At 49.1% G+C, this 16,396-nt stretch carries 12 protein-coding genes; 6 read left to right on the forward strand and 6 right to left on the reverse strand.

Going from position 1 to position 16,396, the window contains the following annotated elements:
- Positions 1-2 precede the first annotated feature (2 nt).
- Complete coding sequence (locus NBH16_RS07555) at positions 3-1,400, reverse strand: MFS transporter (protein ID WP_005856339.1); 1,398 nt, start codon at positions 1,398-1,400, stop codon at positions 3-5.
- A gap of 86 nt (positions 1,401-1,486) precedes the next feature.
- On the opposite strand from NBH16_RS07555, the gene NBH16_RS07560 reads away from it, so the two are divergent.
- Entirely contained in the window at positions 1,487-2,836 is a 1,350-nt protein-coding gene (locus NBH16_RS07560; RefSeq protein ID WP_008771901.1) for a sigma-54-dependent transcriptional regulator, read from the forward strand.
- Complete coding sequence (locus NBH16_RS07565; RefSeq protein ID WP_250788319.1) at positions 2,826-4,145, forward strand: sensor histidine kinase; 1,320 nt, start codon at positions 2,826-2,828, stop codon at positions 4,143-4,145. The genes NBH16_RS07560 and NBH16_RS07565 overlap by 11 nt, the downstream gene beginning before the upstream one ends.
- A 154-nt stretch (positions 4,146-4,299) precedes the next feature.
- On the opposite strand, the gene NBH16_RS07570 is transcribed toward NBH16_RS07565, so the two are convergent.
- Entirely contained in the window at positions 4,300-4,464 is a 165-nt protein-coding gene (locus NBH16_RS07570; protein ID WP_005868239.1) for a hypothetical protein, read from the reverse strand.
- Positions 4,465-4,470: 6 nt separating this feature from the next.
- Here NBH16_RS07570 and NBH16_RS07575 point away from each other — a divergent pair, with 6 nt between their 5' ends.
- Genes NBH16_RS07575 through NBH16_RS07590 form a run of 4 tightly spaced genes read left to right on the forward strand, consistent with a single transcriptional unit; the run spans position 4,471 to position 9,919 of the window.
- Complete coding sequence (locus tag NBH16_RS07575; protein WP_146375375.1) at positions 4,471-5,724, forward strand: Nramp family divalent metal transporter; 1,254 nt, start codon at positions 4,471-4,473, stop codon at positions 5,722-5,724.
- 52 nt (positions 5,725-5,776) lie between these two features.
- Positions 5,777-7,516 (forward strand): glutamine--tRNA ligase/YqeY domain fusion protein, encoded by a 1,740-nt coding sequence (locus tag NBH16_RS07580; RefSeq protein ID WP_146375376.1) that lies wholly within the window; start codon positions 5,777-5,779, stop codon positions 7,514-7,516.
- A 10-nt stretch (positions 7,517-7,526) separates the two neighbouring features.
- The gene (locus NBH16_RS07585; protein ID WP_122297327.1) at positions 7,527-8,984 is read left to right on the forward strand and encodes a tetratricopeptide repeat protein; all 1,458 of its coding nucleotides are present in this window, start codon (positions 7,527-7,529) and stop codon (positions 8,982-8,984) included.
- 17 nt (positions 8,985-9,001) lie between these two features.
- Positions 9,002-9,919 carry a DUF368 domain-containing protein gene (locus tag NBH16_RS07590; RefSeq protein WP_250788321.1) on the forward strand — a complete coding sequence of 306 codons (918 nt, stop codon included), beginning with the start codon at positions 9,002-9,004 and terminating at the stop codon, positions 9,917-9,919.
- A 111-nt stretch (positions 9,920-10,030) separates the two neighbouring features.
- Here NBH16_RS07590 and NBH16_RS07595 read toward each other — a convergent pair whose 3' ends face one another.
- The 4 genes from NBH16_RS07595 to NBH16_RS07610 are packed head-to-tail and all read right to left on the reverse strand — an operon-like array spanning position 10,031 to position 16,058.
- Complete coding sequence (locus tag NBH16_RS07595) at positions 10,031-11,434, reverse strand: ABC transporter permease subunit (protein ID WP_057318802.1); 1,404 nt, start codon at positions 11,432-11,434, stop codon at positions 10,031-10,033.
- Entirely contained in the window at positions 11,421-13,010 is a 1,590-nt protein-coding gene (locus tag NBH16_RS07600; RefSeq protein WP_057318803.1) for an ABC transporter permease subunit, read from the reverse strand. Before NBH16_RS07600 ends, NBH16_RS07595 begins: the two co-directional genes overlap by 14 nt.
- The gene (locus tag NBH16_RS07605) at positions 13,007-13,720 is read right to left on the reverse strand and encodes an ABC transporter ATP-binding protein (protein WP_008771893.1); all 714 of its coding nucleotides are present in this window, start codon (positions 13,718-13,720) and stop codon (positions 13,007-13,009) included. The genes NBH16_RS07600 and NBH16_RS07605 overlap by 4 nt, the downstream gene beginning before the upstream one ends.
- A 13-nt stretch (positions 13,721-13,733) precedes the next feature.
- Positions 13,734-16,058: an outer membrane beta-barrel family protein gene (locus tag NBH16_RS07610; protein ID WP_250788322.1), complete on the reverse strand. Its 2,325-nt coding sequence runs from the start codon at positions 16,056-16,058 to the stop codon at positions 13,734-13,736.
- Between the last annotated feature and the right edge of the window lie 338 nt (positions 16,059-16,396).

A 16,396-nucleotide genomic window follows, 5' to 3' on the forward strand; every position in this document is an offset into this window, starting at 1 on the left:
GATCAAGCCTTACGATTGATCCGGGAGAAACTAATAACCGCCCCGATCAAGGCCAACACACTTCCCAGCCATAACGCCGCGGGCATGCTATGGCCGGGAAATAACTTAAACATCAAGGCTACCAGCGAAGCCCCGCAAGTTTGTCCCAGCAAACGGGCCGTACCCAACATACCACTAGCCCCTCCACTCCTACTTTCCGGAGCGGCCCCGATCATGAGGCTATTGTTAGGAGTCTGGAACAACCCGAAGCCACAACCGCAAAGCGCCATGCGCCAGATAATATCCAGATCGGAAGGATGCGCCGGTAATTCCGCCAACGAGAACAACCCTCCCGAGAAGATAATCAACCCGATACCACTCAAGACCCCGGCATTCATTTTCTCCGACAAGATCCCGGCCAAAGGGGCGCACACCATTGTCGCCAAAGGCCAAGGAGTCAATAATAAGCCGGTCGCCACCTCATCGCGTCCCAGTACCCGCTGCAAGAAAAACGGGAAAGAGACCATAGCCAGCATCTGAGCGATGAAAGAAAACACAGACGTAATGATAGAAAGGGTAAAAAGAGGAATACGCAGCAAGTCTATCGGCAATAATGGATAGGCCTGCCGTTCCTCTCTCCGGATATAGAAATACCCACAGAACAATACGATAACAATCGCCGCTATTATCAATGAGATATGTACATCATGCGTGAACGCCTCGATAATCGCTATCACCAAACCGAATGTCAGCGCGTTCATGAGTGCCGCCGTAACATCAAACTTACGTCCGACAGCCTTCACCGGATTTTGCGGCAAGAACTTAAAGCTCAATATCAAAGCGGTAATACCTATCGGGATATTTATAGCGAACAACCAAGGCCAGTTCCCCACGGACAATATACCGGCGGCTATCGTAGGACCAGCGGCGGCCGATACGGATACCACCAAGGCATTAATCCCCATACCTCGCCCCAGAAAACGTTTGGGATAAATAATACGGATCAAGGCCGTATTCACGCTCGCTATGGCAGCGGCGCCAAAACCTTGTAGCGTACGGGCGATAATCAGCGTAAACAAGGAATCGGATAAAGCGCAGGCCAAAGAGGTACAGCTAAATAACAGCAACCCGATCGTATACACCTTCCGATACCCCCAGATCTCTCCCATCGACGATAACGACAGTAAAGAAATCGTGATCGCCAACTGATAAGCGTTCACCACCCATATAGAAGCAGACGGACTCGTATGGAGATCGCCGGCAATCGTAGGTAAAGCCACGTTTGCGATCGCCCCATCCAACACCGACACGGTAACACCAAGCCCAATCGCTAGGATCGCCCAATAACGGCTAGGGATTGGCAAGCCATCCGGGATATTCCCTCCCGTCTGACCATTTATATTCGTTATTTCTTTATCCATACGGTATATGAAACAGAAATAGGGTGTATCTGGTTTAGGAAGTATCGACCAGATCGAGTATCTTTGCCCGTATAAATGGACATGACATGGCAAAACAAGGCACTATACTAGTTGTGGATGATAATAAAGGTATCCTGACCGCCGTACAAATGCTGTTAGGAACTTGCTTCGAGAAGGTTATCACCATCTCTACCCCGAACAAGATAAAAAACACGCTGCACGACGAGAACGTGGATGTCGTATTGCTCGACATGAATTTCAGCGCCGGTATAAACAGCGGCAACGAGGGGCTGTTCTGGCTCTCCGAGATCAAGAAGGCTTATCCCTCGATACAAGTCGTTCTCTTTACCGCCTACGCCGACATCGATCTGGCGGTAAGAGGAATCAAGGAAGGAGCCACCGATTTCGTGGTAAAGCCTTGGGACAACGCCAAATTATTGGAAACCTTGCAAGCCGCTTACCAAATCCGCTCGGCCAATCATAAAGGCGGTGTCGGCAACAAGCAGTTGGTATCCAAGGAAAGCGGTATGTTCTGGGGAGACAGCAATGCCATGCAGCAACTACGGATGCTGATAGAGAAAGTAGCCAAGACAGACGCCAATCTATTAATCACGGGAGAGAACGGAACCGGTAAGGAAATGCTGGCCCGGGAAATACACCTGCTATCCCCCCGCAAGGATGAAGCCATGGTACCGGTGGATATGGGCGCGATCACGGAGACGCTGTTCGAGAGCGAGTTATTCGGCCACGTAAAAGGGGCCTTCACCGACGCCCGGACGGATCGCCCCGGTAAGTTCGAGGTAGCGAACAACGGAAGCTTGTTCCTCGACGAGATCGGGAACCTATCTTATCATTTGCAAGCCAAATTATTGACCGCCTTGCAACGCCGGAGCATCGTACGGGTAGGTAGCAATACCCCGATCCCCATCAATATCCGCTTGATCTGCGCCACGAACCGGGACTTGCAGGAGATGGTACAGAAAGAGCAATTCCGCGAGGACTTGCTGTATCGTATCAATACGATACACGTAGAGATCCCGCCCTTGAGGGAGCGGCCGGAGGATATCGTACCGCTTACCGAGATATTCATCACGAAATATACCAATATTTACGGTAAAAAGCCCATGGCCCTCACCGACGACGCCAAGGAAAAGCTGAAAGCCCAACCTTGGCTGGGTAATATCCGCGAACTGGAACATACCGTGGAGAAAGCGATTATCATCGCCGATGGTGATACTTTAGATGGTAGCAATTTCGATTTCCCTCGTAAGCGGGAGGCGCCCGTCAAGAATGACATCACTACGCTCGAGGAAATGGAGTATACTATGATCAAGGCCGCCATGGATAAATTCGGCGGTAATCTCTCGCTCGTGGCGAACCAGTTGGGTATCTCACGGCAAACGCTTTACAATAAGATCAAGCGGTATGAACTTTAAAGGCATTTATTACAGCCTCACCTTCCGCCTCGCCCTCGCTATCGGGCTGACGGCGGCACTCACCTACCAGGCCTTGGAGAAAGAATGGGGATGGTTCCTGTTCTTAGGCATCGGATGGCTGGCTGCCTTGCGGGGCATCAGCTTTTTGTTCAAGCGGAACGCGCAAAAGGTAGCCTTCATGTTCGACGCGATCGACAATAGCGATTACGCTTTCAAATACGCTACCCGTGGGCGCTCCTCCAACGACAAGCTGGTTAGCGACTCCTTAAACCGCATCACCCAGATACTTTTTCAAGCGAAAGCCGAGGTGATCCAGAAAGAGAAATATTACGAGTTGATCATGAACCAAGTGAATACGGGTATCATCGTAGAAGATGATAAGGGCAATATTTTCCAGACCAACAACGAGGCCTTGCGACTGCTGGGATTGACGGTCTTTACCCATGCCCGCCAGCTCGGACGTATCGACGAGAATCTAGAGCGCCTCATCAGCGACGTTCGTCCCGGCGAGAAACATCAGATCTCCTTTATCAACGAGCGGGGCACGGTACATCTCTCGGTCCGTGTCTCCGAGATGACGCTCCAAGAGAAACACGTCCGCATCATCGCGATCAATGATATCAACAGCGAGCTGGACGATAAGGAGATCGAGTCATGGATACGGCTGACACGGGTCTTGACCCATGAGATCATGAACTCCGTCACCCCTATCACCTCCTTGAGCGACACCTTGCTTTCCCTCCACCAGAATGTCGACGAGGAGATACGGGGCGGCTTGGAGGTAATCAGCTCTACCGGAAAGAGCTTGATCGCGTTCGTCGAGTCTTACCGTAAGTTTACGCATATACCGACGCCTCAGCCCTCTTTATTCTACGTCAATAAGTTCGCCGAACGGCTCACGCGGTTGGCCCGCCACCACAATAACTACCCGAACATAACCATTCGTATCGACGTGGAACCGGAGGACTTGATCGTCTACGCCGACGAGAACCTGATCACGCAAGTAGTCTTGAACCTCTTGAAGAACGCCATGCAAGCGATCGGGCACGAGCAAGAAAACGGCCTTATCTTGTTCAAGGCGTATTGCGACCACAACGAGGCCGTTATCCTAGAAGTGACGAACAACGGCCCCATCATCCCCCCCGAGGAAGCCGAGCATATATTCGTGCCGTTCTTCACCACGAAAGAAGGTGGAAGCGGTATCGGGCTGTCCATCTCACGACAGATCATGCGCCTGTCCGGCGGCAGCATCGCGTTGAGAAGCAACCCGGCCCAGCGGCAGACTACCTTCGTATTGACATTCCCGTAGCTCGTTTACCGTATCCGCATAAACGCGGACACGCGGCCGGGCGGATACGCGGACACACAAGCCCGGATACACGGGCGCGACCGTACGGGTACGACCGCGTATCCGTACAGCTGCCCATCTGTATCCGAGTAGCTACATCTTTGTATCCGGGCAGCTACATCTTTGCAGCCGTACGGATACGGACGGACAGCCGGGCAGCTACAAGAGGACAGCCGTACGGATACCCGCCATCGGCCGTACGAACGTATTTCCGGCCACCGTTGGGTAACAACGAAACTATTCGTATCTTTACGCTGTTTTTTAATTTAAAAGTATCCATACAAACATGAACTTACTAGACAAACTGAAGATCAACCACCGCCCCCGCTCCGGGGCATTGGATTTGCTAAAATATATCGGCCCCGGATTACTCGTCACCGTAGGCTTTATCGATCCCGGAAACTGGGCGACGAATCTCGCGGCAGGCTCCGAGTTCGGCTACGCCCTCCTGTGGGTCGTCACCTTCTCGTCCGTCATGCTGATCATTATCCAGCACAACGTGGCCCACCTCGGTATCGTGACCGGCCTCTGCCTCTCGGAGGCGACCAACAAATACATGCCGCGCGTGCTAAGCCGCCCGATCCTAGGATCGGCCATGCTCGCCAGCATATCCACCTCCCTCGCCGAGATACTCGGTGGAGCCATCGCCCTCCGGATGCTGTTCGGTATGCCGATCAAGGCGGGAGCGGTGATCGTCACCATCGTATGCCTCGCCATGCTATTCAGTAATACATACAGCAAGACCGAACGCTGGATCATCACGTTCGTGTCCATTATCGGGCTCTCGTTCCTATACGAGCTGGCGTTGGTCGACGTAGACTGGGGGCAGGCCGTGGTAGGCTGGGTGAAACCCACCTTCCCCGAGAACTCCATGCTGATCATCATGAGCGTACTGGGAGCCGTCGTGATGCCTCACAACCTATTCCTGCACTCGGAGGTGATACAGAGCCGGGAATGGAACCTAGAGAACGAGTCGGTCATCAAGAAACAACTGAAGTACGAGTTCTACGACACGCTCCTGTCCATGGTGATCGGCTGGGCGATCAACTCGGCGATGATCATCTTGGCCGCCTCTACCTTCTTCAAGCAAAACATCGCCGTAGACGAGCTGGACCAAGCGCAACAGTTATTGGTACCCCTCGTAGGAAATAACGCCGGGGTGATTTTCGCCGCCGCCCTATTACTGGCAGGTATCTCCTCGACCATCACATCCGGTATCGCCGGGGCTTCCATCTTCGCCGGATTCTATGGCGAGGCGTACAATCATACCGACCTCCACTCAAAGCTGGGAGTCCTGCTATCGTTCGTCCCCGCCTTGGCCATCATATTCCTGATCGGCGATCCGTTCAAGGGATTGATCCTGTCGCAGATGTTGTTGAGCGTGCAATTGCCGATCACGGTCTTCACGCAAGTGTACCTCACTTCCAGCAAGAAGGTCATGGGTGTCTACGCGAACAGCCGCTCTACGACCATCATCCTCTTGCTGTTGGGAACGATGGTAACCGTCCTAAATATAGCCCTGCTCATCAGCCTATTTTAAAAAGAAATCGCTACCTTTGCCCCATTCGAAGAAAAACTATCAATTTTTAAGTATGAGCGATATCAATACAAACGAAGAAGAAGGCAAGAAGAACCTGAATTTCATTGAGGCAGCCGTAGAGAAAGATTTAGCGGAAGGCAAGAACGGAGGACGTGTACAAACCCGTTTCCCGCCCGAGCCCAACGGATACCTTCACATCGGCCACGCGAAGGCCATTTGCCTAGATTTCGGCATCGCTGAACGCCATGGCGGTATCTGCAACCTCCGTTTCGACGACACGAACCCGACGAAGGAGGATGAGGAATACGTGGAGGCGATCAAGGAGGATATCCAATGGCTGGGATATCAGTGGGGAAATATTTATTATGCGTCCGACTACTTCCAGCAATTGTGGGATTTCGCGATCCGCCTCATCGAGGAAGGTAAAGCATATATTGACGAGCAGACATCCGAACAAATAGCCCAGCAAAAGGGCACGCCTACACAACCGGGCATCGAGAGCCCGTATCGCGACCGTCCGATCGAGGAAAGCTTAGCTCTCTTCAAGAAGATGAACACGGGTGAGATAGCGGAAGGTGCCATGGTACTTCGCGCGAAGATCGACATGGCAAACCCGAACATGCACTTCCGCGATCCGATCATCTATCGGGTGGTTAACCATCCGCACCATCGTACGGGCACGACGTGGAAAGCGTATCCGATGTACGACTTCGCCCACGGACAGAGCGATTTCTTCGAGGGCGTGACGCATTCCTTGTGTACCTTGGAGTTTGTCGTACACCGTCCTCTGTATGATTTGTTTATCGACTGGCTGAAGGAAGGCGAGGACTTGAACGACAACCGCCCCCGACAGACTGAGTTCAACAAATTGAACCTAAGCTACACGCTGATGAGCAAGCGTAACCTGCTTACATTGGTAAAAGAGAACTTGGTAAACGGCTGGGATGACCCCCGTATGCCGACCATCTGCGGTTTCCGCCGCCGGGGTTACTCTCCGGAGTCTATCCGTAAGTTCATCGACAAGATCGGTTATACGACTTACGACGCCCTGAACGAGTTCGCCTTGCTGGAAAGCGCCGTACGCGAGGATCTGAATGCCCGCGCCATCCGTGTATCCGCCGTGATCAATCCGGTGAAACTGATTATCACCAACTATCCGGAAGGACAGGTGGAGGAGCTGGAAGCGATCAACAACCCGGAAGATCCGGAAGCCGGCAGCCATACGATCGAGTTCAGCCGTGAGTTGTGGATGGAACGTGAGGATTTCATGGAAGACGCTCCCAAGAAATATTTCCGGATGACACCGGGACAGGAAGTTCGTCTGAAGAACGCCTATATCGTAAAATGTACGGGCTGTAAGAAAGACGAGAACGGTGAGATTACCGAGGTATATTGCGAATACGATCCGAATACCCGCAGCGGTATGCCGGACGCTAACCGTAAAGTAAAAGGTACCTTGCACTGGGTAAGCTGCGCCCATTGCCAAAAAGCGGAAGTACGCTTATACGACCGCCTTTGGAAAGTGGAGAACCCTAGAGACGAATTGGCCGCTATCCGGGAGGAGAAGAATTGCTCCCCGCTAGAGGCGATGAAGGAAATCATCAACCCGAACTCCTTGGAGATCCGGAAAAACTGTTACGTAGAGAAGTTCGTGGCTACCTTGCCCAAGCTTTCCTACCTTCAATTCCAGCGTATCGGCTATTTCAACATAGATAGCGAATCCACCCCCGACAACTTGGTATTCAACCGTACCGTAGGACTAAAGGACACGTGGAGCAAGATTAATAAATAAAGAATAGTAAATGAAAAAAGACGATATCTCACGCTTGTTACAACATTATCTTTCAGCGAAGGAAGAGGGTAAGGAGCCTTATTTCGACGCTGATCAAATCGATGAAATGTTGGACAGCTTTGAAGATTCGAACGATTATACTTACTTTGATGAAGTCTTAGCCCTCGGGCTAAAGCTTCATCCCGGTAATTCCGCCTTGCAAATCAAGAAAGGCAGGCAATTCGCGTATAACGAGGATTATGAGAGCGCTCTCGCTCTGCTCGAGAATATAGCGGAGACTGATAACCAAGATCTGGATATGTTAAAAATGGAATGCTATTGCTCGCTCAACCAATATCCCAAGGTTCTGGAGATCACGGAAGAGTTGATCACTAGGGATTGTGACTATTTGGAGGAAGTCTTCGAGTACATCTCTCCCATCCTGAATGATTTAGACATGAACAAAGAGGCCCGCGATTTCGTGGACCGTGGCTTGGCTTTATTTCCGGATAACTTGATTCTTAAGAATGAGCTTTGCTACATCCTCGAGACGGAAGGAGACGTTCCCCGGGCGATCGAGTTATGTAATGAGCTAATCGATAAGAATCCTTTCTCATACGAGTATTGGTTTACGCTGGGAAGGCTACATTCCATGGTTGGCGATTACGAGAAAGCGATCGAGGCTTTCGACTTCGCCTTGACGTGTGATGATTCCGATACGGAACTGAAAATATTGAAAGCGTACTGCCTGTATATGAACGAGAGCTATGAGAAGGCGATCGAGGAATATCAAGAAATCGAGGGTGATGAGGAGGTGATGCGCCGTATCTCTCCACTCATGGCGGAATGTTATATGAAGCTGGAGCAATATGAGAAGGCTTACCAACTGCTTTCCACGATCATAAACGATCCGGATATGGAGGATGGGCCGACCAATTATATCAATTATATCCGTTGTTGTACCGAGACTGAGCGCGACAACGAGGCTTCCATCATGTTATTCAAGGCGGCGCAATTGTATCCGAACAATGTCCGTCTCCTTTCTCTTTTAGCGCTTTGCTTGCTTGATAGCGGGAAAAAGGAGGAGGCTATCGCTATTACGAATAAGATATTCAAGATCATCGATAAGAAAAGTATCAATCCGGAAACTCAAGAAGAATGCAACAGCCTGCTTCATGCCGGACAATATTTGCTTTCTAAGGGAGATATAGATAAGGCGATCTCTTATTACAAGAAAGTCCTTCAAATCAACCCGAAGACTCCAATGATTCATATCCATTTGGCTATGGCTTATCTGGATAACCGTGATATGGAAAATTTCATGGAGCATATCGGCCAAATATCCGGAGATGATCTTCTTTATTTGCTTCGTAAAGTGGGACCAGAAGTATTTGCGGACTTTACCATCGATTCCGATAAAGAGAAGAAACATATCCAACCCGAGGATCTGGTAAAAGAGTTTTTAAAGAATAAAGATAACAGTAATTAGACAATTAATAATGTAATATGCCTAACAAACGAAATCTCAAGGACTACGTTTTTTTAGTATTAAAAGGTATGGGTATGGGAGCGGCGGATGTCGTTCCCGGCGTGTCGGGAGGAACGATCGCCTTTATCGTAGGTATCTACGAGGAACTGATCGACTCTATCAAAAGTATTAACGGGACGACATTGAAACAATTATTCACGGGGAAAATAGCGGCCTTCTGGAAAGGGATCAACGCTAATTTCTTGCTTTCTATCGTGGGTGGTATTGGTATTAGTATATTCTCCCTAGCGAAGATCATTACGTATCTCTTGGTGTATCATCCGATCTTGGTATGGTCTTTTTTCTTTGGTTTGGTGCTGGCCTCCACTTGGTTCGTCTCTAAGGATATCAAGCAATGGAACTGGAAGACGATCTTGAGTTTTGTTGTCGGGGTAGTAATCGCTTTTTATATCACCGTGGCGACTCCCGCCGAGACTCCGAGTAATTTACTCTTTATCTTCCTCTGTGGGGCTATCGCTATTTGCGCCATGATCTTGCCGGGTATCTCGGGTAGCTTTATCTTAGTGTTGCTCGGAAAATACTTCTATATCATGGAGGCGGTCAAGACGTTTAACGTTCCCGTTATGTTGGTGTTTATAGCGGGTGCGGCTATTGGTATCACGACGTTCTCCCGCGTGTTGTCATTCGCCCTTCGTAAATTCCATGATATAACGATCGCCGTATTGGCCGGATTCATGTTGGGTTCGCTTAACAAGGTATGGCCTTGGAAAGAAACGATCGAGACCTATGTGGATAGCCATGGCATGACCAAGCCGTTGGTTGAGGCGAATATCGCTCCGAATCAGTTTGTTTGGGAGGCCGTCGGATTGATGATCTTAGGTTTCGGGATCGTATATTTCCTAGAAAAGCTCTCACAAAAAAGCGCTAAGGCGTAACCCAATATTACAATGGGCATTATAAGGTGATTAGAATGCCCATTGTAACCTTCTTATAATGCCCATTCAAAGGTGGCTACAATGCCCATTCTTATCTACTAATCATTTCTATCATCGCACATCGTACTTTTCCAATAAGCGAAACCCTCCCCATACCAGTAAGGCGATAAAGAAAAACGTGGTCAGCGCATACAGGCCAATAAGCGCAAGACGTTCTTTTAAGGGAACGCTTCTTTCTTGATATCGAGGCGCTTCTTTTATATCAAACGACTTTCGGCTGGTAGAGACATCCTCATAAGGATTATACCAATGTGGGCTTTCCGGGTCCTCGGCGTCTTTTTGCTTGAACCATGCGAGGAACGTAAGTTGGAAGGCCTGTAAATCACGCCAATTTTTCTGGAATCGTAGATGGCCTCCTCCTAATAGAGCTTCCATCGCCCGTTCGTATTGGACGGTTGGGGACAGGAGGGTCAATCGACGGACTCCCTCGAACTGGCGGATCAGGCATTCGTAGTAATCCCGATAGGATTTCTCCCTTACTTCCTTCTTTTTCATAAATAAAGTAGCACGACGCTCATGATAGGGATAAAACGGGTCGTCTCTCTCTTGTGCCATGCTTCCGGGAGGGGCCTCTTTTGTCAACCGGCTTTCCTCTTCCTCTACTTTTTGAGCGATGTCTCGTAATAAAGGGCTCGGATAGAGGACATCGCCCCAGAATGTGGCGCTATTCGGGATAATTATGGTTCCAAACAGCCAAAAGGATACGCACATGAGTAGACTTACACTCGAATGCCTCGTCATGACGGAGGCGAACAATCCAAAACAGGTACATAATGAGATCAGCAAAAAGCTGATTCCGATAAATCCGAGTATCTTATAAATTAAAGAGGGCGTATAGATGGACGGTAGCATATTACCTAAGGCTAATAATCCCACGAATATACCTCCTAGCAATAATAACATGACAACGGATATATGCGAGAGAATCTTACTGATCCAATAGTTCCTCCGGGAAATGGGATAGGATAACAAATAACCTAATACCTTATCCCGTTTCTCTCCACATATCGAATCATAAGAGAATAACAGGGCGATAAAGCTAATGAATATCGAGACGATAAATGTCCAGTCCACCGAGCTTTTCGCATCCAGTAAAGGGTTTAGCATCCCTTGCTCTATCTCCAAGCCTCCCGCGTTCCATACATTATATTGAATGGTGTTTACCATTTCCTCCTCTTTACAGCTATACAAGAAGCCGTCGGTGCGGGGAGAGTAACGGAATATCCGTAGGCTATTCGCATAGTTTGTCAAGTTTTCGCTCAACTCCCGGTCTCTCCGTTCCTCGTCTTCCTCCAATTGCCGGTAAGTAGCCTGCTGTTCCGTATAGAATGAGACAAACAAGCGACTTCCTCCGGCGAATAGCAGCCCGATAAGCACGAACGATACCCGGAAACGCAAACTACGCGACAGGCGGCTCACCTCATGGCGGTATAATAGAAAGCTATCGTAAATCATATCTTCTAAAAATGTAAATAGCACTCGCTAAAAGCGCAATAAACAGGATGAACAAAAGGATTAAAGACCGCGCACCTCTCTGCGCCCGCTGCCAACCGGATAATTCCCGCAGGCTGAACTGAGGGATATCCCGAACGTCTACGGGCGAATAGTTCGCGTCGGCATACTGTTGCTCGGCATCTTTCATGATCCTCTCAAAAGCGGGAGGATCGTTCTTCTGAAGTTTCTCGGCCTGTCGTTCGAAAGCCTCCCATTCCTCTTGCGGCAGAAACTCATCCTCCCGGCAAGGAGTCACGTAGGAAGGCGAATAGAATAGGTCTCGATCCGTCAAGTAACGGATGAACTGTTCGCGATAGTTTCGTGCATCGCTCATATAAGACAGGAGCGCATCGGCATCGGTATTGCCCAGCCGGGCCATCAAACGGATATAAGTAGCCGATGGAGAGAGTAGATTCAAGATATCTTGCCACTTTCGCTGAGCAGACAATGTACACAAGTATTCCTCATCCAGCTTCCAGAGTCGCTCCGCATGATCTATCCGTATATTAGCGTCTACAACCGCCATCCGGCGGGTATGCTCCAGCACCAACCGGGAGCCTCCCCGAATATCTTTCGTACCTTCTCCATCCTCTACATCAAATAAATACCGCAGGGATTGAAGCCCCAAGGAATCCCGTAACTCCCTCCATCGCTTATCATACTCACTTCTCATCGACCAGAAAAGTTCCACTTTCTTGTTCTCCACCTGTTTATAAGAGGGCAAGGCCACCATGCTACGGGAAGCATACGAGGACAAGGCCGGGATCACGAACAGGAATGTCAGCCAACTGAGCATACAGAGTACGATCGAGGTGACCGAACGGGCCGTCAACGACGATACCCATATACCGAACGAGCCAAAGAAAGCCAAATAGACAAACGAAGCCAACAACATCCATCCGATCCCCACCCACTCGCTACCCGAGAATCGTACTCCACCTTCCAGCACCACGAAGCCCAGCCCCATCAAGAAGCAAGCTAGCAGGATCGGCAAAACAGTTAATACCACCCCCAGCCACTTCCCCACCAAGAAGCTATACCGGCTCACCGACGAGGAGAAAATGAAACGCAACGTCCCCTCCTCCCTTTCCCTCGTCACCGTGTCATAAGAAAAGACCAAAGCGAGGAGCGAGATCATAATACTCAATACCGCAGAGAAATCCAACGGGGGAAACACTTTCATGAACGGGCTGTTTTGCGCCCAGTTAAATTGAAACGGCAGGAACGGGATCTCCCACAGAGTGATAAGAACGGTATACCCTATGTTATTCGTGATCCCCCGGCTGAGCAAACTCAAAGGCTCCGGCTCCCGGACGAGCTTAGGATGCACCTTCGACCATACCAAGCAGGAACTTATCTCCTCCTCGGCTTGCCTCGCCTCTGCCTCGCATACCTCTTTTTGTATCTGGTAATCGCCTATACCGACCATCATCGTGAAGGGTACGATAACCAAGCAAAGCAACAGGCCTATGGCGAAACGTGCCGACCGGATGTTCAGCCGAAACTCCTTCCATGCGAATATCCAGATATTTCTCATAAGACCGCCTCCTGCATATAGTCCAGATAGATACGTTCCAGATCATCGCGCAGGAACTCATCCCGGGAGCGGACCATGACCAGACGCCCATCCTTCATGATCCCTACTCGATCCGCCAAGGAACGGGCACGGAACAGGTCGTGGGTACAAATCAGTATCGATTTTCCTTCCAAGCGGAGGTGGTGCAAGAGTTGCATCAACTCGGCGGTGCTCCGGGGATCAAGGCCGGAGGTAGGCTCATCCATCACCATATTGTCGGCGTCTTTCAACAAGAGGGCGGCGATCTCTACTTTTTGCCGCATTCCCTTGGAGAAGGTCTTCAACTTACGCTCGAAGCTTTCTTCCGGCAGGCCGACACGACGCATCGCTTGATAATAGTCTCTCCGATCCAAGCGTTTCCCGGTAAGGCGTGTGAAGAAGTCCAAGTTCTCCCGGGCGGTAAAGTCTCCGTACAACATGACGTTCTCGGAGACATAGGCGATATGACGGCGTGTCTCCGCCGGATTGGAACGGACCTCTACCCCGTTCACCAAGGCCCGCCCGGAAGTGGGACGGATGAAATCGAGGAAGAGGTTCAAGGTCGTACTCTTCCCCGCCCCGTTGGCCCCCAAAAGAAAGAAGATCTCTCCCGGCTCGATCCGGAGGTTCAAGGCATCCAGAGCCAGATGCCCATCCTCATATCGTTTCGTTAAATCAATCGCTTCTAACATGAAACAAAGATAATCATAATCTGTTGATAACCTCATTGGCCGCACCGGAACCTTTGTACTTACTACGGGTGGCGTTGAAACGATACGTAACGGTCAGGCGCACTTGGCGACTATCCGGATTACTCCATTTCGTCATACTGCGGTCCGCCGCATACATCACGAAAGAATAACGTTGCGTAGCGAAAATATCGAAGCCTTGCAAGTTCAATGTCAACGCCTCGTCTTTCAAGAACGACTTACGTAACCCCACATAAACCCCTCCCGTTCGCTTACTTAAACTTTGCATACTATCGCCATCTGTCGAAACACGACCATCCAACGAGAATATCCATCCTTTAGGCAAACGAAACGAGTTGTTTAAACTAAAGCCATAAGTAGGTTTATTAAAGGATCGCATCTCCCCCATCGTAAAAGCCTCAAAGAAAGGTTTGCTCACGCTTAGGTAAAGGGAAGGTTCCCAGAAATTAAACTTAGGGGAAAAAGAGACGGAAGCGTTCAAATATTGCGCCTTCGGATAGTTTTCTTGGGAGAAGACCGTAATGACCGGATCCGGCTCGTACGCCTTCATCATAAACGACGAAACATCTTTTATATATTGGTAATTCAATGAGGCTTGGATAAATTTATAGCCAAATTGATAAGTCAAGTCGTGATTGAAAGAGGGTTTCAATAGCGGATTACCGCCCTCGTAAGTGAAACGATCGTCGTACTGCAAGTCACTCCGCAATTGATAAAACGAAGGGCGACTTGTCTTTGCCGTATAACTTAACGACATCTGGGTCTTTCCTATCGGCATGGAAAGAGCGACATTCGGGAAGACATTATCATACAGACGGCTTTGTTCCGGAAGGAAAATACCTTTATCATAATAATCAAAGTCAACATGCTCATAACGCAAACCGATCTCAGCGCTTAATTTCTGCCAAGTCAAGGCATAACTGATAAAAGCGGCGGCATTCTGCTCCCGTATCTTGCTATCGGTAGCGGGCAGGATGCTTTGTGGATTGTCGAAACGGTCCGTACGATGTACATAACTGTATTCCCCTCCCCATTTCAATTCTCCCACGGCGATCGGGTAAGTCATCACTAATTTAACGGCATACAAACGATTGCGAGTCCGGTTACTGGTTGTTACCAAGCGATCGTCATCCATCTCGCTATTCTCATTAGCAAACATACGGTTCTCCGAAGATCCGGTTAACCAGTCCGCATTAAAACTAATGGTTAGTTTATCATTAAACCTCCCTTCATAATAAGCGTTCACCTTGTGTTGATTTACGTCCGTTTCCATGCGGGTTTGGTAATGCAATACATCATATACCGTTTTATTTGCGTACATCGTGTTATCCGATACGAAATCACCTCCCGAGTTAAAACCCTTATTTCCTTCATACGTAGCGCCGAAGGAATGATGCTCATTCACCTCGTAATTCGCACCCAACTGACCATATACCGAACGGGAAGACTGGTCCACTGTCGTTTCCGCTTTCTGTTCCCACAGCGTGTCCACTTGAATATAGCTACTTGTCCGTTGCCTCGTTTGGGCTTGCCACAAGGAATAGTTAACCATCCCAAACAAATCCAATCCGTTCTTACGATAGTTCAAGTTCAATTGATCCGTGTTACTCGTCTTATGGCTTTGGGAAACATTACTCCGGACATTGACACCCAATCCCTCGCCCGCATGCCGAACCGTACGAATTTTCAATACCGCCTTCACCGTAGCGTCATATTCCGCACCCGGGTTCTGGATCAGTTCCACCTTGGAGATATCCTTCGAGCTTAGGCGTTCCAATTCCGAATTATCACGAACCAAACGGTTATTAATGTAGATCAAAGGCTCTCCCTTGCCGAACACGGTATATTTCCCGTCCGAGCTTTCCAAGCCGGGGATATGCGAGAGCACGTCATTCGCCGTACCGACCGTACTCAGCAAAGTCTCCTGAATGTTCGTCACCAAGCTACTTCCCTTTAGTTGGTAAGTAGGCAGTTTACCGGTCACGACCGCCTCGCCCAAGGCGATGGCATCCGGTTCCAGACGGATCGTTCCCACATCCCCCGCCTTCGGGCACTCCAGACAAATATCCTTATATCCGATATAAGATACCCGCAAGATATAACACTGCTCTTTCAAGCCTTCCAACACGAACTCACCCGACTCCTCGCTAACCGTCCCTTTTACGAACGCGGAATCTTCCGGATTCAATAACACCACATTGGCGAAACCAACAGGCGCCTCTTTATCATCTACTAACTTACCTAGGAAAGACTGTGCATTGACGCTTCCCCCAAAGATCGCTATAAGTATAGCGAGTAAAATAACAGCTTTCTTTCTCATATTCTTATTCTTTTTATCGTATCTAATCAAGTCTGCGATCACTATCCACTAAGCATTGATAACCAACAAACTACAGTTTCTTAAAATTCCTTACTAGGAAAACTTTTGTTTCTTCCTGTGAAAACTTTTGTTTCTCTATAGGAAAACTTTAGTTTCATTGAAGGAAAAACTTAGTTTCTAGTAAGGAATGTCTTTTCCTGATTTATCTAGACACTTTTTTTGTTTATAAACGTAATCAGTAGACAGTAGTTATAAAGTAATACTGATATAGTAGTCACTTCTTTTAACTTCATACTGATAACATAGACACATTACCTCTGGGCCGAACAGAGCCCTTC

It is taken from the genome of Parabacteroides sp. Y3-G-102 (genome assembly GCF_023656845.1).
In the GTDB taxonomy this organism is placed as follows: Bacteria; Bacteroidota; Bacteroidia; order Bacteroidales; family Tannerellaceae; genus Parabacteroides; species Parabacteroides distasonis.